Genomic DNA, 22,000 nt, shown 5'->3' with positions numbered 1-22,000 from the left:
CCAGAGGATGGCGTGACTGACGGTGACATGCGGGGTGTCGTCGCTCTGCGTGATCGCAGCGCCGTCGGTCGAGCCGGGGGGCCGGGCTCAGCGCCGTCGGGCGGGCGGGGACGGCGGGTCCGCGTGCGGCGGCAGCGGGCCGACCGGGTGCCAGTCCAGCGGGGTGGAGAGCACCATGGTGCTCGACGGCTGGCCGTACGGGGCGAGTCGGTCGATGACCGCCTCGAACCCCTCCATCGACCCGGCGGCGACCTTGAGCATGCTGCACGCGTCGCCGGTGATCCGGTGGATCTCCCGGATCTCCGGCCAGCCGGCCACCTCCGGGTCGTGCAGGATGCAGCGCGGCCCGTAGCAGGACATCCGGATCAGCGCGAGCACGCTGCGGCCGGCCCGGGTCAGGTCGACGTGGGCGTGGTAGCCGGTGATCACCCCGGCCTCCTCCAACCGGCGGACCCGCTCGGCCACCGCCGGCGGGGACAGGTGCACCCGCCGGGACAACTCGCTGTACGACAGGCGCGCGTCGGCCTGGAGTTCCCGCAGCAGAGCCCAGTCCATGTCGTCCACGCCGAGACTTTACCTTCCGTAAGCGATACCCGCCCAGCGCCTTGCGGACCGAAGGTGATCACCCGTGACGACCGTCGAATCGGCATTCCATCCGCCGATCCGACCGCGGGATCATGTCGTATCCGGCTGAGGGAGGAGACGAGAAGGTGGAGCAGACGGACCTGCGGGCGCCCACCCTGACCGCGGCGGTGCGCCCGGCCACCCCCCAGCAACGGGCCGCCCGGGCGGCCCGCAACGGCGGCGAGCCCACGCTCGAGTTCGCCGACCGGGTGCCGTACGACGCGTACGTGCACGCCAGCACCCTGCACCGGTTGCAGCAGCCGCTCAGCGACGACCCCGGCGAGATGTCCTTCCTCATGGTCAGCCAGATCATGGAGCTCTACTTCGGACTGACCTGCCACGAGCTGCGCCAGGCCCAGCGGGACCTGCGCGCCGACCGGATCTGGGACGCCCTGGCCCCGCTGCGCCGGGCCGCGCTGCACCTCGAAGGGCTCAACGCCGCCTGGCGGGGGCTGCGCTGGATGACCCCGGCCGACTTCAACCGGTTCCGCAACCTGCTCGGCGAGGGCTCCGGTTTCCAGTCCGCGATGTACCGGCACCTGGAGTTCCTGCTCGGCCTGCGCGACCCGGCCCTGATCCGCCCGTTCCGCCGCCAGCCGCAGGTGTACGACGAGCTGCGCGCCACCCTCGCCGCCCCGAGCCTCTGGGACGACGTGCTCGCCCTGCTCGCCCGGCACGGCCACGACCTCCCCGCCGACCTGCTCGACCGGGACGTCGCCGCCGAGCACCAGCCGCACCCGGCGGTCGAGGCGGCCTGGGTGGCGATCTACGACGACGGCGGCCCGGACAACCACCTGCGCCTGCTCGGTGAGGCGCTCGCCGAGGTGGCCGAGCAGTTCGGCGACTGGCGGTGGAACCACGTCAAGGCCGTCCAGCGCACCATGGGCGCCAAGGTCGGCAGCGGCGGCTCCGCCGGCCTGGCCTGGCTGCAACGGAGCATGGCCCGGGTGGTCTTCCCGGAGCTGTGGTCGGCCCGGACCGCGATGTGACCCGGAGGACGGAGATGCGCATCCCGGAGCAGGAGGCCCACCGCCTCGACAAGGCCGACCCCGGCCACCGCCACCTCTTCCACGTGCCGCCCGCCGACGGGGGCCGCTACCCGGAGGCCGCCTACCTGGCCGGCAACTCGCTCGGCCTGCAGCCCCGGGCCACCCGCGCGGAACTCCTCGCCGACCTGGAGGCGTGGAGCCGGCTCGGCGTCGAGGGGCACCTGGAGGCCGAGCGGCCGTGGCTGCCGTACCACGAGCTGTTGACCGGGCCCGCCGCGCGGCTGGTCGGCGCGTTGCCGGAGGAGACCGTGGTGATGAACTCCCTCACGGTCAACCTGCACCTGCTGATGGTGAGCTTCTACCGGCCGGCGGGACGGCGGAGCAGGATCGTCGTCGAGGACGCCGCCTTCCCCTCGGACTCCTACGCGGTGCGCAGCCAGGCCCGGTTCCACGGCCTCGACCCCGACACCACCGTCATCCGACTGAAGCCGCGCCCCGGTGAGGAGACCCTGCGCACCGAGGACGTCACCGACTTCCTCGCCGCCGAGGGCGACACGATCGCGCTGGTGCTGCTCGGCGGGGTCAACTACCTCACCGGCGAGCTGATGGACATCGCGGCCATCACCGCCGCCGGCCGGGCGGCCGGCGCGGTGGTCGGCTGGGACCTGGCGCACGCCGTCGGCAACGTCCCACTGGCGCTGCACGACTGGGACGTCGACTTCGCCGCCTGGTGCTCGTACAAGTACCTCAACTCGGGGCCGGGCGCGCTGGCCGGCGTCTTCGTCCACCAGCGCCACCTCGGCAACCCGGACCTGCCCCGGTTCGAGGGCTGGTGGAGCACCGAGGCGACCACCCGCTTCGAGATGACCCCGGTCTCCCGGCCACCGGCGACGGTCGAGGCGTGGCAGATCTCCAACCCGCCGATCTTCGCGATGGGTCCGGTACGCACCTCGCTGGAGCTGTTCGACTCCGTCGGCATGCCGGCGCTGCGCGAGCGCAGCGTCCGGCTCACCGGCTTCCTGGAGCGGCTGCTCGACGAGGTCACCGTCGATCGGCCGTTGACCGTGGTCACCCCGCGCGACCCGGCCAGGCGTGGCTGCCAACTCTCGGTGCGGATCGGCGCGGGCAGCGCCGCCGAGCTGACCAAGCGGCTGCGCCACGAGCACGGGGTGATCGCCGACGCCCGGGAGCCGGACGTCGTCCGGTTCGCCCCGGTGCCGCTGTACTCGACGTACCACGACTGCTGGCGGGTCGCCGACGCGCTGGCCACGACGGTGGAGCAGGACCGATGAGCGAACGGGACGAGATCGCGGTGGTCGGGGCCGGGCTGGCCGGCTGCCTGCTGGCCTGCTTCCTGGCCCGGCGCGGCTACCCGGTGGCGCTCTACGAGCGACGGCCGGATCCGCGTACCGGGCAGGTCGAGCGGGGCCGCTCGATCAACCTGGCGCTCTCCGAGCGGGGCCTCGACGCGCTGCGCCGCATCGGGCTGGCCGATCAGGTGATGGCGGACGCGCTGCCGATGCGCGGCCGGATGATCCACCCGGTCGCCGGGGAGCCGCAGTTCCAGCCGTACAGCGTCGCCGGGGACCGGGCGATCAACTCGATCAGCCGGGGCGCGCTGAACAACGCCCTGCTCACCGCCGCCGACGCGCTGCCGGGGGTGCGGATCGCCTTCGACCACCGGCTGGTCGGGCTCGACCCGGCCGGCGGCGAGATGACCTTCGAGACCCCGCAGGGCAAGGTCACCACCACCGCGTCGGTCGTGCTCGGCGCCGACGGCGCCGGCTCCGCGGTGCGCGGGCAGCTCCTCGGGTACGGGGTGCTCGACGAGAGCCTGGACTTCCTCGACTACGGCTACAAGGAGCTGACCATCCCGCCGGTCGGCGGCGAGTTCGCCCTCGATCCGGCAGCGCTGCACATCTGGCCGCGCGGCACCTCGATGATGATCGCCCTGCCGAACCCGGACCGCTCCTTCACCTGCACGCTCTTCTGGCCCACCCACGGCACCGCGAGCTTCGCCTCGCTGGGCAGCCCGGCGGCGATCGAACGGCACTTCGCCACCCACTACCCGGACCTGCTCCCGCTCGCGCCCAACCTGGTCGACGACTACCGGCACAACCCGATCGGGGTGCTCGGCACGGTCCGGTGCGCGCCGTGGCAGGTCGACGGCCGGGTGGGCCTGATCGGCGACGCCGCGCACGCCATCGTCCCCTTCTACGGCCAGGGCGCGAACTGCGCCTTCGAGGACGTGGTGGAACTGGACCGCTGCCTGGACGACACCGGCGACGACTGGTCCGCCGCGCTCCCGCTCTACCAGCGGCGGCGGCAGGAGAACGCCGAGGCGATCGCCCGGATGGCGTTGGCCAACTTCGTGGAGATGCGGGACAAGGTCGCCTCCCCGGTGTTCCAGACCCGCAAGAAGATCGAGCACGCGCTGGAACGGGCCCTGCCCGGCCGGTACGTCTCCCAGTACGAGCTGGTCTCCTTCTCCACCACCCCGTACGCCGAGGTGCGCCGGCGGGTGCGCCGGCAGTACGGCGCGCTGGCGGCGGTGGCCGTCGGGACGGCGGCGGTGCTGGCCGGTGCGGTCGGCGCGGCGATCGGTCGGGGCAGGCGCGGATGAGTCTCTGGGATCCCCGGCTGATGGCCGGGCACGCGCCGGACGGGCCGGGTCTGCTGCGCCACTTCGTCGGCGGCGAGTTCGTCGACGCCGGGGCGCGGTTCACCAAGCGCAGCCCGGTCACCGGTGAGCCGGTCTTCGAGGTGGTCGAGGCCCCGCAGTCCACGGTGGACGACGCGGTGGCCGCCGCCCGGGCGGCGCTGCGCGGGCCGTGGGGCCGCACCGGGGAGCGGGAACGCGCCGAGGTGCTGCGCCGGATCGCCGACGAGCTGGAACGCCGCTTCGACGACCTGGTCGCCGCCGAGGTCGCCGACACCGGCAAGGCCATCTCGCAGGCCCGCACCCTGGACGTCCCGCGCGGCGCGGCCAACTTCCGGGCCTTCGCCGAGATCGTGGCGACCGCGCCGACGGAGTCGTTCACCACGGTCACCCCGACCGGCGGCCGGGCGCTGAACTACGCGGTCCGCAAGCCGGTCGGCGTGGTCGCGGTGGTCGTGCCGTGGAACCTGCCGCTGCTGCTGCTCACCTGGAAGGTGGCCCCCGCGCTGGCCTGCGGCAACGCGGTGGTGGTCAAGCCCAGCGAGGAGACCCCGGCCTCGGCGACCCTGCTCGCCGAGGTGATGGCCGCCGCGGGCGTGCCCGACGGGGTGTTCAACCTGGTGCACGGCTTCGGCCCCGGCTCGGCCGGGGAGTTCCTCACCCGCCACCCCGACGTCGACGCGATCACCTTCACCGGGGAGTCGGCCACCGGCGGCGCGATCATGCGGGCCGCCGCGGACGGCGTGAAGGCGGTCAGCTTCGAGCTGGGCGGCAAGAACGCCGGGCTGGTCTTCGCCGACGCCGACCTGGACGCGGCGGTCGCCGGCTCGGTGCGTTCCAGCTTCACCAACGGCGGGCAGGTCTGCCTCTGCACCGAGCGGATCTACGTGCAGCGTCCGGTCTTCGAGGAGTTCACCGCCCGGCTGGCGAAGCGGGCCGGTGAGCTGGCGTACGGCTGGCCGGCCGACGAGGCCACGGTGAACATGCCGCTGATCTCGCACGGGCACCGGGACAAGGTGCTCGGCCACTACGGGCTGGCCCGCGCCGAGGGCGCCGAGGTGCTGACCGGGGGCGGGGTGCCGCGCTTCGGCGACGCCCGCGACGGCGGCGCGTACGTGCAGCCGACCGTGCTGACCGGGCTCGGGCCGCACACCCGGACCAACACCGAGGAGATCTTCGGCCCGGTGGTGCACGTGGCGCCCTTCGACGACGAGGACGAGGCGTACGCGCTGGCCAACGGCACCGAGTACGGCCTGGCGGCGACGGTCTGGACCCGCGACGTCGGCCGGGCGCACCGGGCCGGGGCCCGGCTGGACGCCGGGATCGTCTGGGTGAACACCTGGTTCCTGCGTGACCTGCGCACCCCGTTCGGCGGGGTGAAGGCCTCCGGCATCGGCCGGGAGGGCGGGGTGCACTCCCTCGACTTCTACTCCGAGCTCACCAACGTCTGTGTGGACCTGTCGTGACCCCGCGCGGCGGGCAGAATGCACGACGTCATGAGCGAGCGCAGCGAGGAGCGGGGATGACAGTCGACATCGAGGCGGCCAACCGGGAGCTGGCCGAGGCCCGGACCAGCGGCAAGCCCTGCGCGCCGCTGCGCGGGCGGCTGCTGCCGGAGGGGGACGTCGAGTCGGCGTACCGGGTGCAGCAGCTCCAGGCGCGGGCCTGGCAGGGGCGGGGCGAGCGCCGGGTGGGCGCGAAGATCGGACTGACCTCACGGGCGGCGCAGGACAGCCTGGGTGTCCACCAGCCGGACTTCGGCCTGCTGACCCACGTGATGGCGGTCGGCGACGGCGTCGAGGTGCCGATCGACCGGCTGATCCAGCCCCGGGTGGAGGCGGAGGTCGCCTTCGTGCTCGGCCGCGACCTGACCGAGGAACGGGTCACCACCGTCGACCTGATCGGCGCGGTCGACCACGTGCTGCCGGCGATCGAGATCGTCGACTCGCGGATCGCGGGCTGGGACATCTCCATCGTGGACACCGTCGCCGACAACGCCTCCAGCGGCATGTACGTGCTCGGCACCACGCCGCGTCGGCTGGCCGACGTCGACCTGCGGCTGGCCGGCATGGTCCTGGAGCACGCGGGGGAGCCGGTCTCGGTCGGCGCCGGGGCGGCCTGCATGGGCAGTCCGCTCATCGCCCTGCAATGGCTCGCCGGCACGCTCGCCCGCGCCGGGGACCCGCTGCGCGCCGGGGACGTGGTCCTCTCCGGGTCGCTGGGCCCGGTGGTGCCGGTCGTCCCGGGCGGGGCGTACGAGGCGCGGATCTCCGGGCTCGGCTCGGTGCGGACCTGCTTCTCCAAGGGGCTGTCGTGACGGCGGGCCGTGCGGTCGCCGACGAGGAGGGTGCGGCATGAGTGTCGGGGTGGCGGTGATCGGGTCGGGCAACATCGGCACCGATCTGATGATCAAGGTGTTGCGACTGGGCGGGAGCCTGCGGATGGTCGCCATGGCCGGCATCGACCCGGCCTCGGACGGCCTGGCCCGGGCCCGCCGCCTCGGCGTCGCCACCACCGCCGAGGGGGTGGACGGGCTGGTCGCGCTGCCCGAGTTCGCCGACGTCGAGCTGGTCTTCGACGCCACCTCGGCCGGCGCGCACCGGCACAACGACGCGGTGCTGCGCGCGCACGGCCGGACCGTGGTCGACCTGACCCCGGCGGCCGTCGGCCCGTACGTGGTGCCGCCGGTCAACCTGGACGAGCACCTGCACGAGCGCAACGTCAACATGGTCACCTGCGGTGGGCAGGCGACCGTGCCGATCGTCGCCGCCGTCGGCCGGGTCACCCCGGTGGCGTACGGCGAGATCGTCGCCTCGATCGCCTCGAAGTCGGCCGGGCCGGGCACCCGGGCCAACATCGACGAGTTCACCGAGACCACCGCCCGGGCGATCGAGGTGGTCGGCGGCGCGGAGCGCGGCAAGGCGATCATCGTGCTCAACCCGGCCGACCCGCCGCTGCTGATGCGCGACACCGTCTACTGCCTCTGCCCGGACGTCGACGCCGACCGGGCCGCCGTCGCCGCCTCGGTGGCGGACATGGTGGCGACCGTGCAGGAGTACGTCCCCGGCTACCGGCTCAAGCAGGACGTGCAGTTCGACCGGGTCGACACGTACGTGCCGTCGCTGGGGCGGCACCTCACCGGGCTCCAGGTCTCGGTGTTCCTGGAGGTCTCCGGGGCCGGGCACTACCTGCCCGCGTACGCCGGGAACCTGGACATCATGACCTCCGCCGCGCTGCGTACCGCGCAGCGGCTGGTGGCCCTGCGGGCCGAGGTGACGGTGCGATGACCGACCTCTACATCCAGGACGTGACGCTGCGCGACGGCATGCACGCCATCGCCCACCGGTACACCGTCGACCAGGTCCGCACCATCGCCGCCGCGCTGGACGCGGCCGGGGTGGCCGCGATCGAGGTGGCGCACGGCGACGGCCTCGCCGGCTCCAGCGTCAACTACGGCCACGGCGCGGCCAGCGACGCGGACTGGATCGCCGCCGCCGCCGAGGTGATGACGAACGCGAAGCTGACCACTCTGCTGCTGCCCGGCATCGGCACCATCGCCGACCTGAAGGCGGCGAAGGCGCTGGGGGTGACCAGCGTCCGGATCGCCACCCACTGCACCGAGGCCGACATCTCCGCCCAGCACATCTCCTGGGCCCGGGAGAACGGCATGGACGTCTCCGGGTTCCTGATGATGTCGCACATGAACGACCCGGCCGGGCTGGCCGCGCAGGCCAGGCTGATGGAGTCGTACGGGGCGCACTGCGTCTACGTCACCGACTCCGGCGGACGGCTGCTGATGTCGGACGTGGCGCAGCGGGTGGACGCGTACCGGCAGGTGCTCCGGCCGGAGACGCAGATCGGCATCCACGCCCACCACAATTTGTCGCTGGGGGTGGCCAACAGCGTCGTCGCCGTCGAGCACGGCCGGATCGCCGGCGCCGGGCCGGCCGGTCCGGACGCGCCGCACGGCCGTACCGTCCGGGTGGACGCGTCGCTGGCCGGGCAGGGCGCCGGGGCCGGCAACGCGCCGCTGGAGGTCTTCGTGGCGGTCGCCGAGCTGCACGGCTGGCAGCACGGCTGCGACGTGTTCGCGCTGATGGACGCCGCCGACGACGTGGTCCGCCCGTTGCAGGACCGGCCGGTGCAGGTGGACCGGGAGACGCTCTCCCTCGGGTACGCCGGCGTCTACTCCAGCTTCCTGCGCCACGCCGAGCGGGCGTCGGCGAAGTACGGGGTGGACGTCCGCTCGATCCTGGTCGAGCTGGGCCGCCGTCGGATGGTCGGCGGCCAGGAGGACATGATCGTGGACGTGGCGCTCGACCTCGCCGGTCGGCGCGAGGAGGAGGCGAACGTGAGCGGGAAGACCGTGCCGAACGGGGTCTCGCGGGCGGAGGTGGCGCCGTGATCGGGCCGGACGTCGCGGGCATCGCCGAGAAGCTGGGCGCGGCCGCCGACACCGCCACCGCGGTGCCGCAGCTCGCCGCCGAGACGGGTCTCGACGTCGACGCCGCGTACGCGGTGCAGACGGCGCTGATCCAGCGCCGGGTCGACCGGGGCGAACGGGTGGTCGGGCTCAAGATGGGGCTGACCAGCCGGGCGAAGATGGCGCAGGTCGGCGTCGACGAGGTGATCTGGGGCCGGCTCACCGACGTGATGCGGGTGCCCGACGGCGGCACGGTCGACGTCGGCGACTTCATCCACCCCCGGGTCGAGCCGGAGGTGGCGTTCCTGCTGGACCGTCTCCCCGACCCGGGTGAGCCGGTCGGCGCGTTCACCGACGCGGTCCGCGCGGTCGCCCCGGCGATCGAGCTGATCGACTCCCGGTTCGCCGACTTCACCTTCTCGCTGCCGGACGTCATCGCCGACAACACCTCGGCCGCCGCCTTCGTGGTGGGGCCGTGGTCGCCGGTGCCGGACGGCCTGGACAACCTCGGGGTGCTGCTGGAGATCGACGGGCGGGTCGCGCAGACCGGCTCCACCGCGGCGATCCTCGGCGACCCGCGTCGGGCCCTCGACGAGGGCATCCGGCTCGCCGGGCGGCACGGGGTGCGGCTGCGGCAGGGCTGGGTCTTCCTGGCCGGGGCCGCCACCGCCGCCGTGCCGCTGCGTCCCGGCGCCCACGTCCGTGCCGTCGTGGAGAAGCTCGGCACCGCCTCGCTGCGGGCCTCGTCGTGATCGGGAGCGAGGCGCGCGTGGTGGCCGGCAAGGCCGTGCCGCGGGGGGCGTTCCCGCACGTCAAGGTCGCGGGCGGGTTCGTCTTCGTCTCGGGTACGTCGTCGCGGCGGCCGGACAACACCTTCGCCGGGGTACGGGTGGACGAGTTCGGCACCACGGACCTCGACATCCGCGAGCAGACCCGGGCCGTCATCGGCAACGTCCGGGACCTGCTCCGGTCGGTGGGCGCGGACCTCACCGACCTCGTCCAGGTGACCTCCTACCTGGTCAACATGAACGACTTCGGGGGGTACAACGAGGTGTGGGCGGAGTTCTTCGACGCCACCGGCCCGACCCGGACCACCGTGGCGGTGCACCAACTCCCGCACCCGCACCTGCTGATCGAGATCCAGGCCGTGGCCCTTCTTCCGTCAGGAGGTCAGTCGTGAGTGAGATCGCGGAGCCGTTCAGCTTTCCCGGGTGGATCGCGGAGAACCAGCACCTGCTCAAGCCGCCGGTGGGCAACCGGGAGATGTTCCCGGGCTCGGACGACTTCATCGTGATGGTGGTCGGCGGGCCCAACCAGCGCACCGACTTCCACGTCGACCCGTACGAGGAGTTCTTCTACCAGGTCAAGGGCAACATGCACATCAACCTGATGACCCCGGAGGGGCCGCGTACGGTGCACGTGCGCGAGGGTCAGATGTGGATGCTGCCGCGCAACACGCCGCACTCGCCGCAGCGGCCGGAGGCCGGCTCGATCGGCGTGGTGGTCGAGCGGGTCCGCGAGGAGGGCACGCTGGAGAAGTTCCAGTGGTACTGCCCGGAGTGCGGGCACCAGGTGCACGAGGTGGAGTTGCAGGTCCGCGACATCGCCGCCGACCTGCCGCCGGTGTTCCAGGCGTTCTACGCCGACGAGAAGGCCCGCACCTGCGACGCCTGCGGCGCGTTGCACCCGGGCAAGGGCTGATGGGCGCACCGGTGGTGGACGTGCACACGCACGTCGTACCGAAGGGGTGGCCGGACCTCGCCGCGGCGTGCGGCGGGTCCGGCTGGCCCTGGTTGCGGGTGGACTCCGAGCGCGCCGCCATGATCATGGTGGGGGAGTCGGAGTTCCGCCCGGTCGGCGCGCAGTGCTGGGACGCCGACACCCGGCTCGCCGACATGGCCGCCGACGGCGTCGACGTGCAGGTGGTCTCGCCCACCCCGGTCTTCTTCGGCTACGACCGCCCCGCCGACCAGGCGGTCAAGGTGGCCCGGATCTTCAACGACCTCACCCTGGAGGTCACCGCGGCGGGTGGCGGGCGGCTGGTGCCGTTCTGCCAGGTGCCCCTGCAGGACCCGGACGCGGCCTGCGCCGAGCTGGACCGCTGCCTGGCGGCGGGGCACGCGGGCGTGGAGATCGGCAACCACGTCGGCGACCGCGACCTGGACGACGCCGGCATCGTGCAGTTCCTGACCCACTGCGCGCAGGTGGGGGCGCCGGTCTTCGTGCACCCGTGGGACATGCCGGGCGGGCCCCGGCTGGACCGCTGGATGGCCCGTTGGCTGACCGGCATGCCCGCCGAGACGCACCTGTCGGTGCTGGCGATGATCCTCGGTGGCGTCTTCGACCGGGTGCCGGAGACGCTGCGGATCTGCTTCGCGCACGGCGGGGGCAGCTTCCCGTTCTGGGTGGGGCGGGCCGACAACGCCTGGCACCGCCGCGGTGACCTGGTACGCGGTCTCTCCGCCGCGCCGCCCAGCTCCTATCTGGACCGGTTCTGCGTCGACTCGGTGGTCTTCGAGCCGGCCGCGCTGCGGCTGCTGGTCGACACGATGGGCGTCGACCGGGTGCTGCTCGGCAGCGACTACCCGTACCCGCTGGGGGAGCGGCCGGTGGGCCGGGTGGTGCACCGGGCGGACTTCCTCACCGACGCGCAGCGCGGTCAGCTGCTCGGCGGCAACGCGCTGCGCTTCCTCGGCAAGGACGGTATATAACCAGCGGCCAGGGATATATACTGCTGCGGTGAAGACTGTCATTGATCTCGACGATGAACTGCTCGAACGGGCCAGGCGTGAACTCGGTACCAAGAGCAAGAAGGACACCATTCATGCCGCCCTGCGATTGGTGGCGGAGCGGAGCAAGCGGGTCGAGGCGGTCCGTGAACTGCTCTCGATCGACCGTGACTGGACCGGCCTGCTGGAGGACGACAAGACTCCCCGGGGTGAGCAGGACGCGGCGTGATCCCACCTGCCGGGCTGTACCTGATAGACACGTCGGCGTGGGGTCGACTCCGGCAACCCGTCGTGGGCAAGCGCATCGCGGCCATCCTCGAGGAGGGACTCGCGGCGACCTGCGTACCGCTCGATCTGGAGGACGGGCGGAGTGCCCGCGACTTCCGTGACGCGATGGCGGTGCGGGCGCGTCGGGCGGAACTGATGGTCGATCTTCCGATCACGTCGGCGGTGGCCACCCGGGCGCGGGACCTGCAACTGGCGCTCACGTCCCGAGGGCACCATCGCGCCGCCAGTCCGGTGGACGTGTTGGTCGCCGCCGCTGCCGCCGAGTACTCGGCGACCGTCCTGCACTACGACCGTGACTTCGACCTGTTGGCCGAGGTGGGCGGGCCCCGGTCGGAGTGGATCGCCCCACCCGGCACCCTCGCCTGACCTCACCTGGCTCGCCGGTGGCGCGCGTCGTCCGGGTGCTGGACCCGTCACCCGGGTGACGGGTCCAGCAGGTGCTCAGGAGTGCGGGCAGGTGTCCCGGTACTCCTGGATCGCCGTGCCCCGGGGCGCCGGGCAGAGGAACTGCTCGTAGCGGGTGTCGTCGTCGACGAACCGCTTGAGCCACGAGATGCTGTACTTCGCCACCGTCACGTTCGTCGAGGTGGGCGCGGAGTGGCCGGCGGCGTTCAGCTCCAGGTACGCCTTGTCCAGGGTGGCCGGCAGGCTGGTGTAGAAGGGCTCCGAGTGCGAGGAGACCGGGGCCACCGAGTCGTTCTCGGCCCCGACGACCAGCGTGGGGACCCGTACCGACGACCAGTTCTTCACGGTGTGCCAGCCGGTCAGCGGGATCGCCGCCTGCAGGCTCGGCCGGGTGTTCGCCGCGGACAGGCTGCCCCCGCCGCCCATCGAGTGGCCCATCACGGCGAGCCGGTTGCGGTCGATGCGGGCGCGTACGGAGCTGGCGGTGGTCAGGTGGTCCAGGGCGGCCAGCAGTTGGGTGCCCCGGCTGGCCGGCTGGTCGTAGCGGGACAGCGTGTCGATGGTGACGACGACGAAGCCCTGCGAGGCCAGCCGGGGGCCGAGCCACGCGACGCTCGACTGGGTCGCGGTGTAGCCGGGGGAGATCGCCACCGCGCCGAAGGTCCCCTCGGCGGTGCTGGTGGGGTAGTAGACGGTGCCGCCGCGGAAGCCGCTGACGCTGGAGGCGGCGATGGTCGTCTGGGCGATGGCGAACGGGCCCCGGGTCGCCTCGATGCTGGACACGGTCGGGTTCGGGCCGCGCTGGTACGGGTTGAGCGCGGCCGGGGCGACGTCGGGCGCGGCGGTCCCGGCGGCCGGTGCGGCGGTGAGCCCGACGCCGACCAGGGCGAGGGCGAGCAGCGGCCGGAGGGCGTGGCGGATGCGTCGGCGGTCCGGCCGGGGCCGGACCTCGGGGGCATCGAAGGCGGGGACGGGTTGCACGTCGGTTGCTCCCTGCGGCAGTGGGTGGCGGGTGGTCCGCCGTCGGGACCACCGGATCGATATCGATCGACGTTGATCGCTGTGGTCATCGTCCGGGGCCGCGCCGGGCGACCGGCAATCCCGGCCGGGTCATGTCAGGGAGATATGGGTGGGCTGCCGGCGGTCGTGTCGCACGGCCGACCCGGCGCGCGGACGGCAGGATGACGGGATGGCCGAGCCGCACGACCTGACCGCGTTGGAGCAGGCCGCCGCCGTCGCGCGGGGCGAGCTCTCCAGCGTGGAACTGGTCACCCACCACCTGGCCCGGGTGGCCGCGCTCGGTGACACCCTCGGCGCGTTCGTCACCGTCACGCCGGAGCGCGCGCTCGCCGCCGCCCGCGCCGCCGACGCGGCGCCACCCGAGGGGCGCGGGCCGCTGCACGGCGTACCGACCGCGGTCAAGGACCTGACCCTGACCGCCGGGGTGCGCACCACCTTCGGCTCGGCCGCCTTCACCGACTTCGTCCCGCCGCTGGACGCCGACGTGGTCCGGCTGATGGCCGCCGCCGGGCTGGTCAGCCTCGGCAAGACCACCACCTCCGAGCTGGGCTGCTCGCTCTACTCCGAGGGGCTGGTCGCGCCGCCCGCCCGGAACCCGTGGGACCTGGCCTGCACCGCCGGCGGGTCCAGCGGTGGCGCGGCGGCCGCAGTGGCCGGCGGACTGGTCCCGGTCGCCCAGGGCTCCGACGGTGGCGGGTCGCTGCGCATCCCCGCCTCCCTCTGCGGCCTGGTCGGCTACAAGCCCAGCCGGGGCGTGGTCTCCGGCGGGCCGGTCGGCTTCGGCGCGTTCGGCCTGCCCACCAACGGCCCGATCGGGCGTACCGTCGCCGACGTCGCCGCGCTGCTGGACGTGCTGGCGGAGCCGGTGCCCGGCGAGCCGTACCTGCCGCCGCCCCGACCCGACGGCGGCTACCTCGCCGCCGCCCGCGGGGCCACGCCCGGGCGGCTGCGGATCGGGCGGTTCACCGCGCCGATGCTCGCCGACGAGCCGGTCCACCCCGACTGCCGGGCCGCCGTCGACCGGGCCGCTGACCTGCTCACCGCCGCCGGCCACGAGGTGGTCGAGGTGCCCCCGCCCCTCGGCCCCGCGGTCTGGCCGCTCTTCGAGACCCTCTGGTACGTGCTGGCGCTCGCCCCGGTGCCGCCCGAGCGGGAGGCCCTGCTCCTGCCGTTGACCCGCCACCTACGGGCCCGGGGCGCGGCGGTCGGCGCCGGCGCGCTGATGGCCACCCTTGGCGAGATCCAGGCCCAGGTACGCGTCGGCGCCCGTCGCTCGGCCGGCTGCGACCTGCTGCTCTGCCCCACCCTGGCCGCGCCGCAGGCGCCGGTGGGCTGGTTCACCGGCGCCTGCGACCCGGCCGCCGACTTCGACCGGCAGCGGCGGTTCTCGCCGTTCTGCGCCGTCTTCAACGTCACGGGCCAGCCGTCCGTCTCGCTGCCGATCGGGCGGACCGCGACGGACCTGCCCGTCGGAGTGCTGTTGACCGGTCGCTACGGCGACGACGCCCGGCTGATCGCTGCCGCCGCGCAACTGGAACACTGTAGTGACGGGTGGGATCGGCACCCCGCAATCTGGCGGGGCGTCGACTCCGCTAACGTGAATGGCAGCGGAGTCGGGGGGTCGACGCCATGATCGTCCTTCCGAACCGGATGCTCTGGTCTCTCTTTCCGCCTGGGGGCGTTGGGATTGTCTGTCACTGAGACTGCGCTGATCTTCGCCGGCATCCCCGCGGCGGTGGTGCTGGTGATCGCCGGGCTGGTCTTCGCCGGCAACCGCGGCAGCGGCGGCGGCGCCAAGCGTTACCGGCCGGGTCGCCCGTTCGACTTCACGCCGGTCTGGTTCCTGGGTCGCCCGGAGCAGCTGGCCGACTCGGCCGGCACCGCGCTGGCCGCGGGCGCGCAGGCACCGGCGTTGAGCAGCCGCAAGCAGGAGCAGGCCGGCGTCGAGGCGCCGGCCGGTGGAACCGGAGGCGCAAGTGACCGTTGGTGAGAAGCGGGCCGAGGCCGGGACGGGGACCCCGCCCGAGGTGCTGGACGGGCCGTTCTCGACCCGTCAGCTGCTCCGCATCGACGAGGCGCTGCGCCTGGCCGACCAGGGCACCGGCCTGGTCTTCTCGGTCTACGTCGGCGGCCTCGACGAGCCGATCCGCGAGCACGCCGAGCGGCTGCACCGCCAGCTCGCCGAGCCGGACCGGTCGGTGCTGGTCGCCGTGTCGCCCAACCAGCGCCAGCTGGAGATCGTCACCGGTCGGCAGGCCCGCAAGCGGATCCCCGACACGTACGCCAAGCTCGCCGCGCTGTCCATGGTGGCGGCGTTCGGCGGCGGCGACCTGGCCGGCGGCATCATCCAGGGCCTCGACCAGCTCGCCAGCCACGCCGGCAAGGGCTGAGCCCGCACACCTCGTACGACGGAGCCCGGTCCGCGCCACGCGCGGGCCGGGCTTCCTCGTGCCCCCGGGTCAGCGGGGCCAGGCGCTCGGATCGAGCCGCATCGGCCACGGCGCGTCGATCTGCACCGGATCGTCCGGCCCGACCGTGCCGACGAGGTTGTGGTGCACGTCCTTGACCAGTTCGTAGCGGTGGACCACGGCGCCGAAGTCGCCCCGCTCGACGCGCCAGTCGTGCGGGATGCCGGCCTCGGCGTAGAGCGGGGGCTTCGTCGACCGGTCGTGCCGCCGTCCACCTCCTCAGCACACGACAACGGCCGGGGCCGGCGCGGGCTCCCGCCCACGCCGGCCCCGGCCGCGTACCCCTGTCAGGCGGTCTGCGCGTCCCGGGCGCGGGCGCGCAGCGCGCGGACCACGCCGTCGCGGCCCTCGGCGACCAGCCGGCGCAGCGACGCCGGGTGCCCGTCCTGCGCCAGCCAGGCGTCGGTGGCCGCCACCGTCTCCTCCTCCACCAGGTAGGCGGGGTAGGCGAGCTGCACGAACTCCTGCGCCGGCTCGCTGTCGCGCTGCGCCCAGACCTGCGCCACGGTGGCGAAGTACCGCTCCCGGTACGGCGCGGTCAGTTCCACCTGCGCCGCGTGGGTGAAGCCCTGCAACAGCGCCCGGTTACGCCAGTTCGGCAGCGCCTCCGGCCCGGTCAGCTGCGCCCACACCGCCGCCTTGTTCTCCGGGGTCGGCACCAGCGCGTGCGCGTACGCGGCCTCCCGCTCGCCGCTGGCCGTCCGGTCGCCGGCCAGCTCGGCCTCGATCTCGTCCGGGCCGGCCGCCCCGTTGGCCACCAGCGCCTCGAGGATCGTCCAGCGCAGTTCGGTGTCGATGGTCAGCCCGGCCGGCACGTCGTTGCCGTTCAGCCAGCCGCGCAGCGTCGCCAGGTCCTCCGCCGAGCGGGCCGCCGAGGCGTACGCGCGCGCCCAGGCGAGCTGGAAGCCGCTGCCCGGCTCGGCCGCCGCCAGCGTCGCCCGCGCGGTGCGGGCCAGCTGCGCCCAGCCGGTCGGCGCCCACTCCGGGTCGGCGTAGTAGGTGAGGGTGGTGCTCGCCTGGCGCAGGGTCGCGGTGACCAGGTTGATGTCGGTCTCGGCGGGCAGCCCGGCCAGCACCAGCGCGACGTAGTCGCGGGCGGAGAGTTCGGCGTCCCGGACCATGTCCCAGGCGGCCGTCCAGCACAGCGCCCGGGCCAGCGACGACTCGAAGCCGCCGATGTGCTGCACCACCGTGGACATCGACCGCTCGTCGAGCCGCAGCTTCGTGTACGTCAGGTCGTCGTCGTTGAGCAGCAGCACGTCCGCGGCCGGCTTGCCGTGCAGGACGGAGAGTTCGGTCCGGTCTCCGGTGACGTCCACCTCGACCCGCTCCCGGCGGACCAGCCGCCCGTCGGTCAGGTCGTACAGGCCGACGCCGATGCGGTGGGTACGCAGCGTCGGGTGCCCGGCCGGCGCCTCCTGGCGCACCAGCACCCGCTCGTACGCGCCGTCCGCGCCGATCGTCACCTCGGGGCGCAGCGTGTTGACCTGCGCGGTCTCCAGCCACTGCGCGGCGAACTTGCGCAGCTCGCGGCCGGAGGCGGTCTCCAGTTCGGTGAGCAGGTCGTCGAAGGTGGCGTTGCCCCAGGCGTGCTTGCCGAAGTACGCGCGCAGGCCGGCCAGGAACGGCTCCTCGCCGACGTACGCCACGAGCTGCTTGAGCACGCTGGCGCCCTTGGCGTACGTGATGCCGTCGAAGTTGACCTCGACCGCCTCCAGGTCCGGCATCTCGCAGTAGACCGGGTGGGTGGAGGAGAGCTGGTCCTGCCGGTAGCCCCAGTTCTTGCGGATCGACAGGAACGTCGTCCACGCCTCGGAGAAGCGGGTGGCGTGGGTGTTGCACCAGTGGCTGGCCCACTCGGCGAACGACTCGTTGAGCCACAGGTCGTTCCACCAGCGCATGGTGACCAGGTCACCGAACCACATGTGCGCCAGCTCGTGCAGGATCGTGTTGGCCCGCTGCTCGTACTCGAAGTCGGTGACCTGCGAGCGGAACAGGTAGTGCGACTCGGCGTGGGTCACGCAGCCGAAGTTCTCCATCGCGCCGGCGTTGAAGTCCGGCACCCAGAGCTGGTCGTACTTGGGCAGCGGGTAGCGCACCCCGAACTGCTCGTGGAAGAAGTCGAAGCCCTGCTTGGTGATGAGGAACAGGTCGTCGGAGTCCAGGTGCGGCGCCATCGAGGCCCGGCAGAACACGCCCAGGTCGATGCCGTCGTGGCTGTCGCGCACCTCGTGGTACGGCCCGGCGCAGAGCGCGGTGATGTACGTGCTCATCCGCGCCGACTCGGTGAAGTGCACGGTCTTGAGCGCCTCGCCGGCCGGCTCCTCGCGCTCCACCGGCATGTTGGACACCACCCGCCAGTGCTCCGGGACGGTGGCGTGCCAGGTGTAGACGCTCTTCAGGTCGGGCTGGTCGAAGCAGGCGAAGACCTTCTGCGCGTCGGCCGTCTCGAACTGGCTGTAGAGGTAGGTCTCCCCGTCGACCGGGTCCACCGTGCGGTGCAGGCCCTGCCCACTGTTGGAGTACGCGAAGTCCGCGTCCACGACGAGGGTGTTATCGGCGGCCAGCCCGGTGAGGGTCAGCCCCTTCTCGGCCGACCAGCCGGAGAGGTCGACGGGCGCGCCGTTCAACGTCGCCGACCGCACCGACTCGGCGGCGGCCTCGATGAAGGTGCTGGCGCCCGGCTCGGTGCAACGGAACCGGACCTCGGTCACCGACCGGAAGGTGCGGCCGTCGGCCTGCACCGCGGTGGACAGGTCCAGGCTGATGTCGTACCCGGTCACGTCGAGCAGGCGGGCCCGCTCGGTGGCCTCGACCTGGGTCAGGTTGCGCACTCCCGGCACTGTTCGTCTCCATCCCACTCTCGCCGCCTCGCGGCTGCGCCAGCCCGCCGGCCGCTCGTGGTGGCCGGCCCGAGCCGAGTCTTCCATGCACCGACGCCCCTCGGTGGTCGAGGTCACGCTCTCATTCGTTGAACGGTCGATGGTTGTCGGGGTGAGGATCGGGAATCAGAGGGCGTCGGTGCCGTCGGCGCTCCCGTCGTGAAGGGACCTCACCGTGACCGAGCGTGCCACTGTCGACATGTGGTTCGATCCGCTCTGCCCGTGGGCGTGGATCACCTCCCGCTGGCTGCTGGAGGTGGAGCAGGTCCGGGACGTGGCGATCCGCTTCCACGTGATGAGCCTGTCGGTGCTCAACGAGGGCCGGGAGCTGCCCGAGGAGTACGTCGACCTGATGCGCCAGGGCTGGGGCCCGGTGCGGGTCTGCATCGCCGTGGAGCAGGCGCACGGCGCCGAGACGCTGGCGAAGCTCTACACCGCCATGGGCACCCGGATCCACCTCGGCAAGGAGCCGCTCGGCCGGGAGATGATCGTCGGGGCGCTCACCGACGTCGGGCTGGACGCCTCGTTCGCCGACGCCGCCGGATCCACCGCGTACGACGAGGCGCTGCGGGCCAGCCACGAGGCGGGCATGCGGCCGGTCGGCACGGACGTCGGCACCCCGGTCGTGCACGCCCCCGGTCCGGACGGCGGCACGGTGGCCTTCTTCGGCCCGGTGATCACCCCGGCGCCCAAGGGCGAGGCGGCCGGCCGGCTCTGGGACGGCGTGCTGCTGGTCGCCGGCACCCCCGGCTTCTACGAGCTGAAGCGCTCCCGCGAGATCGGCCCGATGTTCGACTGACCGTCGGGGCGAGCACGTGGCCCCGCCCGGTCGGGCGTGACTCTCCGCCCGGGCGGGCTCCCCGGCACGGCTCCTGCCCCGGGTGTGCCGATTCCAGGCGCCGGCGCGCACGTCACCCGACCGGTGGCGGGGTCGTTTGACCCGGTGTCCCCCGCAGCGGCCCGCCGCGGCCGCATCCGGCCGACCCGGAGGCTGACACCCGATGGCCAAGCACCGCCGCCCGCCCGCTGACGACCTGCCGACCGGGGAGGAGGTGGTCGGCGACGCCACGTACTGGTCGGTCGACGACTGCCGCTGGCCCACGGTCGGGCCGCACCTGCCCGACGACATGGTCCACCTGCTCGCCCCGCCGATCGTGGTCGGCGTCGCCCGGGTCCCGATCACCTCCCGCGCCACCCCGCCCGCCACCGTGCCGGCCCGGCCGCCGCACTCCGGCCCGGTCCGCCGGCCGGCGTCCGGTCCGGCCGGGCGGCACCGGCGCAGCAGGGACCAGGTCGAGCACGGGTGAGCGGTTCATCTGGTGGACCCGGCGCGGGGTCCGCGTCGCCCGGGCGGCCGACGCCGGTAGCGTCACCTCCCATGACGGTCGTGCATCCGATCGCCCGGGCCTGGATCACCACTGGCGGCACCGGCGCGCAGAACTACGACGAGTTCGCCGACGACGCGGAGATCACCGCGATCATCGAGGCGAACCCGCACAGTGCCCTCGGCATCGAGATGCCCCACCGGGCGCCGGAGAGCCTCGGGAAGTCCTTCCTCGACGCGCTCCCCGACGCGGTGGCCCGGCTCGCCGAGGCGAAGGCCGACGGCAGCTACACCCCGGCCGAGCAGGCCGTGGTCCTCTACCGGATCAGCGCGCCGGGGGAGGAGCCGGCGTACGGCCTCTTCGCGATGGTCGACACCGACCAGATCTCCACCAGCGCCGACGAGCCCGGCCTGGTCATCCGCAACGAGGACGTCTTCATCGCGAAGGTCCGGGAGCGGGTGGCGCTCGCCGAGGCGCTCGGGCACCTGCTCTCGCCCGTACTCCTGCTGCAGACCGGGCGGGGCGACGAGCTGCACGCCGCCCTCGCCGCGGCGACCGACGCGGCCGGGGCGCCGGCCGCGACCGACACCGACCAGGCCGGGCGCACGCACGCCATCTGGCTGCTCGGTCCGGGCCCGGAGCAGGACGCGCTGACCGCGCTGGCCGGTGGCGGCGAGCTGGTGGTCGCCGACGGCAACCACCGCAGCCTGGCCGCGCAGACCGGTGGCCTGCCGCGCTTCCTCGCCGTGGTCACCACCCCGGCGTCGGTCGCGATCCAGCCCTACAACCGGCTGGTCAGCGAGCTGACCACCACCCCGGCCGAGCTGCTCGACCGGCTCCGCGCCGCCGGCGCGCAGATCACCGAGATCGACGACCCGGTCGAGGTCCCGGCGGCCGGTGGCACCGTCCACCTCCGCCTGGCCGGCCAGGGGTACGCGGTCCGGCTGCCGCACGACGGCGGCGCCGGCCGGCTGGAGAACCTCGACCACGCCCTGGTCGAGCGGCTGCTGCTGCGCGAGGCGCTCGGCCTCGATCCGGGCGACAAGCGGATCACCTACGTCGGCGGCGACTACCCGGCGAGCTGGCTCACCGGTGAGGTCGACGCCGGCCGGGCCGAGCTGGCCGTCCTCATCGCCCCGGTGACCGTGGACGACTTCGTCGCGGTGAACCTGGCGCGGGAGAAGATGCCGCGCAAGAGCACCTGGTTCACCCCGAAGGCGCGCGGCGGCCTGGTCGTCGCCGAGCTGTCCCGCTGAGTCGTGTGACGAATCCGCCCCGGCACGCCGCCCGCTCGGCGTGCCGGGAGACGGCCTGACAGACTGCGCGGTATGCGCGTCTACCTGGGATCCGACCACGCCGGTTTCGAGTTGAAGGTGCACCTGGCCAACCATCTGGCCAAGCAGGGGTACGAGGTGGTCGACGTCGGCCCGCACGCCTTCGACCCGGACGACGACTACCCGGCCTTCTGCCTGCACACCGGCCAGCGGGTGGTCGACGACCCGGGCAGCCTCGGGGTGGTCATCGGCGGCTCCGGCAACGGCGAGCAGATCGCCGCGAACAAGGTCGCCGGCGTCCGCGCCGCGCTGGCCTGGAACATCGACACCGCCCAGCTCGGCCGGGAGCACAACGACGCCAACGTGGTGGCCGTCGGCGCCCGCCAGCACACCCTGGACGAGGCGACCGCCATCGTCGAGGCGTTCCTCACCACCCCGTTCTCCGGCAACGAGCGGCACTCCCGCCGGATCGAGCAGGTCGCCGCGTACGAGCGCACCCGCGAGCTTCCCGAACTGCCCTGACCCCGCGACCCGGCCGGCCCCCCGGGGCCGGTCGGGTCACCGACCGGAGCGGGGCAGCTCCTCCCGGGGCACCCAGTTCCGTCGGATGATCACCAGTCGGGCCTCGGCCTCGGCCAGGTCCTCCTCGCTCGGCCGGGCGGCGTCCCGGGCCCGCATCGCCGCGCGGACGCCCACCTGCGACGACCCGGAGCCCACCAGGCCCCGCAGCCCCCGCTCGCCCTCGTCGCCCGTCGGGCCCCGGCGGGCCCGTGGGGCGGGCGTCTGGTCGTGCACCTCGGCCGTGACCGCGCTCGGGCCGTCGCCCTCCCCGGTCGCGGCGTCGGGCTGGTGCCGCAGCCGGCGTCGCCGGCGCTCCACATCCGCCATCAGCCGACCGTACCGCCCCGGGGTCG

Annotated in this window: 25 protein-coding genes; 20 read left to right on the top strand and 5 right to left on the bottom strand. The window is 73.6% G+C overall.

Translation table 11 applies throughout. From position 1 onward, the window contains the following. Nucleotides 1–87: 87 nt before the first annotated feature. On the bottom strand, nt 88–564 hold the full coding sequence (locus GA0070614_RS09880; RefSeq protein ID WP_088975677.1) for an Lrp/AsnC family transcriptional regulator: 477 nt from the start codon (nt 562–564) through the stop codon (nt 88–90). Between the two features lie 146 nt (nt 565–710). On the opposite strand from GA0070614_RS09880, the gene GA0070614_RS09875 reads away from it, so the two are divergent. The 13 genes from GA0070614_RS09875 to GA0070614_RS09815 are packed head-to-tail and all read left to right on the top strand — an operon-like array spanning nt 711 to nt 12,078. Further along, entirely contained in the window at nt 711–1,613 is a 903-nt protein-coding gene (locus tag GA0070614_RS09875) for a tryptophan 2,3-dioxygenase (RefSeq protein WP_088975676.1), read from the top strand. Between the two features lie 14 nt (nt 1,614–1,627). Beyond that, nucleotides 1,628–2,905, top strand: coding sequence for a kynureninase (gene kynU, locus GA0070614_RS09870; protein ID WP_088975675.1), 1,278 nt, complete (start codon nt 1,628–1,630; stop codon nt 2,903–2,905). Continuing rightward, entirely contained in the window at nt 2,902–4,236 is a 1,335-nt protein-coding gene (locus GA0070614_RS09865) for an FAD-dependent oxidoreductase (protein WP_088975674.1), read from the top strand. Before kynU ends, GA0070614_RS09865 begins: the two co-directional genes overlap by 4 nt. A gap of 20 nt (nt 4,237–4,256) precedes the next feature. Next, nucleotides 4,257–5,738 carry a 2-hydroxymuconic semialdehyde dehydrogenase gene (locus GA0070614_RS09860; protein WP_088975673.1) on the top strand — a complete coding sequence of 494 codons (1,482 nt, stop codon included), beginning with the start codon at nt 4,257–4,259 and terminating at the stop codon, nt 5,736–5,738. Between the two features lie 56 nt (nt 5,739–5,794). Next, entirely contained in the window at nt 5,795–6,589 is a 795-nt protein-coding gene (locus GA0070614_RS09855; protein WP_088975672.1) for a 2-keto-4-pentenoate hydratase, read from the top strand. A 37-nt stretch (nt 6,590–6,626) separates the two neighbouring features. After that, a complete protein-coding gene (locus GA0070614_RS09850) occupies nt 6,627–7,559 on the top strand; it encodes an acetaldehyde dehydrogenase (acetylating) (RefSeq protein ID WP_088975671.1) in 933 nt (310 codons plus the stop codon). After that, nucleotides 7,556–8,677, top strand: coding sequence for a 4-hydroxy-2-oxovalerate aldolase (gene dmpG, locus GA0070614_RS09845; RefSeq protein WP_231933598.1), 1,122 nt, complete (start codon nt 7,556–7,558; stop codon nt 8,675–8,677). The genes GA0070614_RS09850 and dmpG overlap by 4 nt, the downstream gene beginning before the upstream one ends. Beyond that, on the top strand, nt 8,674–9,447 hold the full coding sequence (locus tag GA0070614_RS09840; protein ID WP_088975670.1) for a 2-keto-4-pentenoate hydratase: 774 nt from the start codon (nt 8,674–8,676) through the stop codon (nt 9,445–9,447). The genes dmpG and GA0070614_RS09840 overlap by 4 nt, the downstream gene beginning before the upstream one ends. Continuing rightward, complete coding sequence (locus GA0070614_RS09835) at nt 9,447–9,875, top strand: RidA family protein (protein ID WP_088979341.1); 429 nt, start codon at nt 9,447–9,449, stop codon at nt 9,873–9,875. Before GA0070614_RS09840 ends, GA0070614_RS09835 begins: the two co-directional genes overlap by 1 nt. Then, entirely contained in the window at nt 9,872–10,396 is a 525-nt protein-coding gene (locus tag GA0070614_RS09830; RefSeq protein ID WP_088975669.1) for a 3-hydroxyanthranilate 3,4-dioxygenase, read from the top strand. Before GA0070614_RS09835 ends, GA0070614_RS09830 begins: the two co-directional genes overlap by 4 nt. After that, nucleotides 10,396–11,406, top strand: a complete 1,011-nt coding sequence (locus GA0070614_RS09825) for an amidohydrolase family protein (protein WP_088975668.1) — start codon at nt 10,396–10,398, stop codon at nt 11,404–11,406. Before GA0070614_RS09830 ends, GA0070614_RS09825 begins: the two co-directional genes overlap by 1 nt. A gap of 28 nt (nt 11,407–11,434) precedes the next feature. Further along, entirely contained in the window at nt 11,435–11,653 is a 219-nt protein-coding gene (locus GA0070614_RS09820) for a type II toxin-antitoxin system VapB family antitoxin (RefSeq protein ID WP_088975667.1), read from the top strand. Beyond that, nucleotides 11,650–12,078: a PIN domain-containing protein gene (locus GA0070614_RS09815; RefSeq protein ID WP_157744976.1), complete on the top strand. Its 429-nt coding sequence runs from the start codon at nt 11,650–11,652 to the stop codon at nt 12,076–12,078. The genes GA0070614_RS09820 and GA0070614_RS09815 overlap by 4 nt, the downstream gene beginning before the upstream one ends. A gap of 75 nt (nt 12,079–12,153) precedes the next feature. Here the strand turns inward: GA0070614_RS09815 and GA0070614_RS09810 are convergent, their stop codons facing one another. Next, entirely contained in the window at nt 12,154–13,038 is an 885-nt protein-coding gene (locus GA0070614_RS09810) for a poly(ethylene terephthalate) hydrolase family protein (RefSeq protein WP_157745142.1), read from the bottom strand. Nucleotides 13,039–13,306: 268 nt separating this feature from the next. Between GA0070614_RS09810 and GA0070614_RS09805 the strand changes: the two genes are divergently transcribed. The 3 genes from GA0070614_RS09805 to GA0070614_RS09795 are packed head-to-tail and all read left to right on the top strand — an operon-like array spanning nt 13,307 to nt 15,527. Continuing rightward, nucleotides 13,307–14,770: an amidase gene (locus GA0070614_RS09805; protein WP_088975664.1), complete on the top strand. Its 1,464-nt coding sequence runs from the start codon at nt 13,307–13,309 to the stop codon at nt 14,768–14,770. A 54-nt stretch (nt 14,771–14,824) separates the two neighbouring features. After that, a complete protein-coding gene (gene ctaJ, locus GA0070614_RS09800; RefSeq protein ID WP_088975663.1) occupies nt 14,825–15,127 on the top strand; it encodes an aa3-type cytochrome oxidase subunit CtaJ in 303 nt (100 codons plus the stop codon). Next, entirely contained in the window at nt 15,114–15,527 is a 414-nt protein-coding gene (locus GA0070614_RS09795) for a DUF5130 family protein (protein ID WP_088975662.1), read from the top strand. Before ctaJ ends, GA0070614_RS09795 begins: the two co-directional genes overlap by 14 nt. A 69-nt stretch (nt 15,528–15,596) precedes the next feature. On the opposite strand, the gene GA0070614_RS31410 is transcribed toward GA0070614_RS09795, so the two are convergent. Beyond that, nucleotides 15,597–15,725 (bottom strand): hypothetical protein, encoded by a 129-nt coding sequence (locus GA0070614_RS31410; RefSeq protein ID WP_269459479.1) that lies wholly within the window; start codon nt 15,723–15,725, stop codon nt 15,597–15,599. A 167-nt stretch (nt 15,726–15,892) separates the two neighbouring features. Then, complete coding sequence (pepN, locus tag GA0070614_RS09785; RefSeq protein ID WP_088975661.1) at nt 15,893–18,439, bottom strand: aminopeptidase N; 2,547 nt, start codon at nt 18,437–18,439, stop codon at nt 15,893–15,895. A gap of 247 nt (nt 18,440–18,686) precedes the next feature. Here pepN and GA0070614_RS09780 point away from each other — a divergent pair, with 247 nt between their 5' ends. From GA0070614_RS09780 to GA0070614_RS09765, 4 genes are all read left to right on the top strand, one after another. Next, entirely contained in the window at nt 18,687–19,286 is a 600-nt protein-coding gene (locus GA0070614_RS09780; RefSeq protein ID WP_408630764.1) for a mycothiol-dependent nitroreductase Rv2466c family protein, read from the top strand. 202 nt (nt 19,287–19,488) lie between these two features. Beyond that, nucleotides 19,489–19,794 (top strand): hypothetical protein, encoded by a 306-nt coding sequence (locus GA0070614_RS09775; protein WP_088975659.1) that lies wholly within the window; start codon nt 19,489–19,491, stop codon nt 19,792–19,794. Between the two features lie 71 nt (nt 19,795–19,865). Then, nucleotides 19,866–21,068, top strand: a complete 1,203-nt coding sequence (locus GA0070614_RS09770) for a DUF1015 family protein (protein ID WP_088975658.1) — start codon at nt 19,866–19,868, stop codon at nt 21,066–21,068. 72 nt (nt 21,069–21,140) lie between these two features. Continuing rightward, nucleotides 21,141–21,608: a ribose-5-phosphate isomerase gene (locus GA0070614_RS09765; protein ID WP_088975657.1), complete on the top strand. Its 468-nt coding sequence runs from the start codon at nt 21,141–21,143 to the stop codon at nt 21,606–21,608. A 36-nt stretch (nt 21,609–21,644) separates the two neighbouring features. Here the strand turns inward: GA0070614_RS09765 and GA0070614_RS09760 are convergent, their stop codons facing one another. Next, nucleotides 21,645–21,974, bottom strand: coding sequence for a hypothetical protein (locus tag GA0070614_RS09760; protein WP_088975656.1), 330 nt, complete (start codon nt 21,972–21,974; stop codon nt 21,645–21,647). Between the last annotated feature and the right edge of the window lie 26 nt (nt 21,975–22,000).

This window comes from Micromonospora coxensis (genome assembly GCF_900090295.1).
In the GTDB taxonomy this organism is placed as follows: Bacteria; Actinomycetota; Actinomycetes; order Mycobacteriales; family Micromonosporaceae; genus Micromonospora; species Micromonospora coxensis.
This window is presented reverse-complemented; position numbering and strand designations above follow the sequence as displayed.

Coding starts and splice junctions, on each gene's coding strand:
- GA0070614_RS09855 (WP_088975672.1), top strand. CDS start 5,795: ATGACAGTCGACATCGAGGCGGCCAACCGGGAGCTGGCCGAGGCCCGG.
- GA0070614_RS09825 (WP_088975668.1), top strand. CDS start 10,396: ATGGGCGCACCGGTGGTGGACGTGCACACGCACGTCGTACCGAAGGGG.
- GA0070614_RS09765 (WP_088975657.1), top strand. CDS start 21,141: ATGCGCGTCTACCTGGGATCCGACCACGCCGGTTTCGAGTTGAAGGTG.
- dmpG (WP_231933598.1), top strand. CDS start 7,556: ATGACCGACCTCTACATCCAGGACGTGACGCTGCGCGACGGCATGCAC.
- GA0070614_RS09780 (WP_408630764.1), top strand. CDS start 18,687: ATGTGGTTCGATCCGCTCTGCCCGTGGGCGTGGATCACCTCCCGCTGG.
- GA0070614_RS09770 (WP_088975658.1), top strand. CDS start 19,866: ATGACGGTCGTGCATCCGATCGCCCGGGCCTGGATCACCACTGGCGGC.
- kynU (WP_088975675.1), top strand. CDS start 1,628: ATGCGCATCCCGGAGCAGGAGGCCCACCGCCTCGACAAGGCCGACCCC.
- GA0070614_RS09775 (WP_088975659.1), top strand. CDS start 19,489: ATGGCCAAGCACCGCCGCCCGCCCGCTGACGACCTGCCGACCGGGGAG.
- GA0070614_RS09760 (WP_088975656.1), bottom strand. CDS start 21,974: ATGGCGGATGTGGAGCGCCGGCGACGCCGGCTGCGGCACCAGCCCGAC.
- GA0070614_RS09850 (WP_088975671.1), top strand. CDS start 6,627: ATGAGTGTCGGGGTGGCGGTGATCGGGTCGGGCAACATCGGCACCGAT.
- GA0070614_RS09805 (WP_088975664.1), top strand. CDS start 13,307: ATGGCCGAGCCGCACGACCTGACCGCGTTGGAGCAGGCCGCCGCCGTC.
- GA0070614_RS09865 (WP_088975674.1), top strand. CDS start 2,902: ATGAGCGAACGGGACGAGATCGCGGTGGTCGGGGCCGGGCTGGCCGGC.
- GA0070614_RS09860 (WP_088975673.1), top strand. CDS start 4,257: ATGGCCGGGCACGCGCCGGACGGGCCGGGTCTGCTGCGCCACTTCGTC.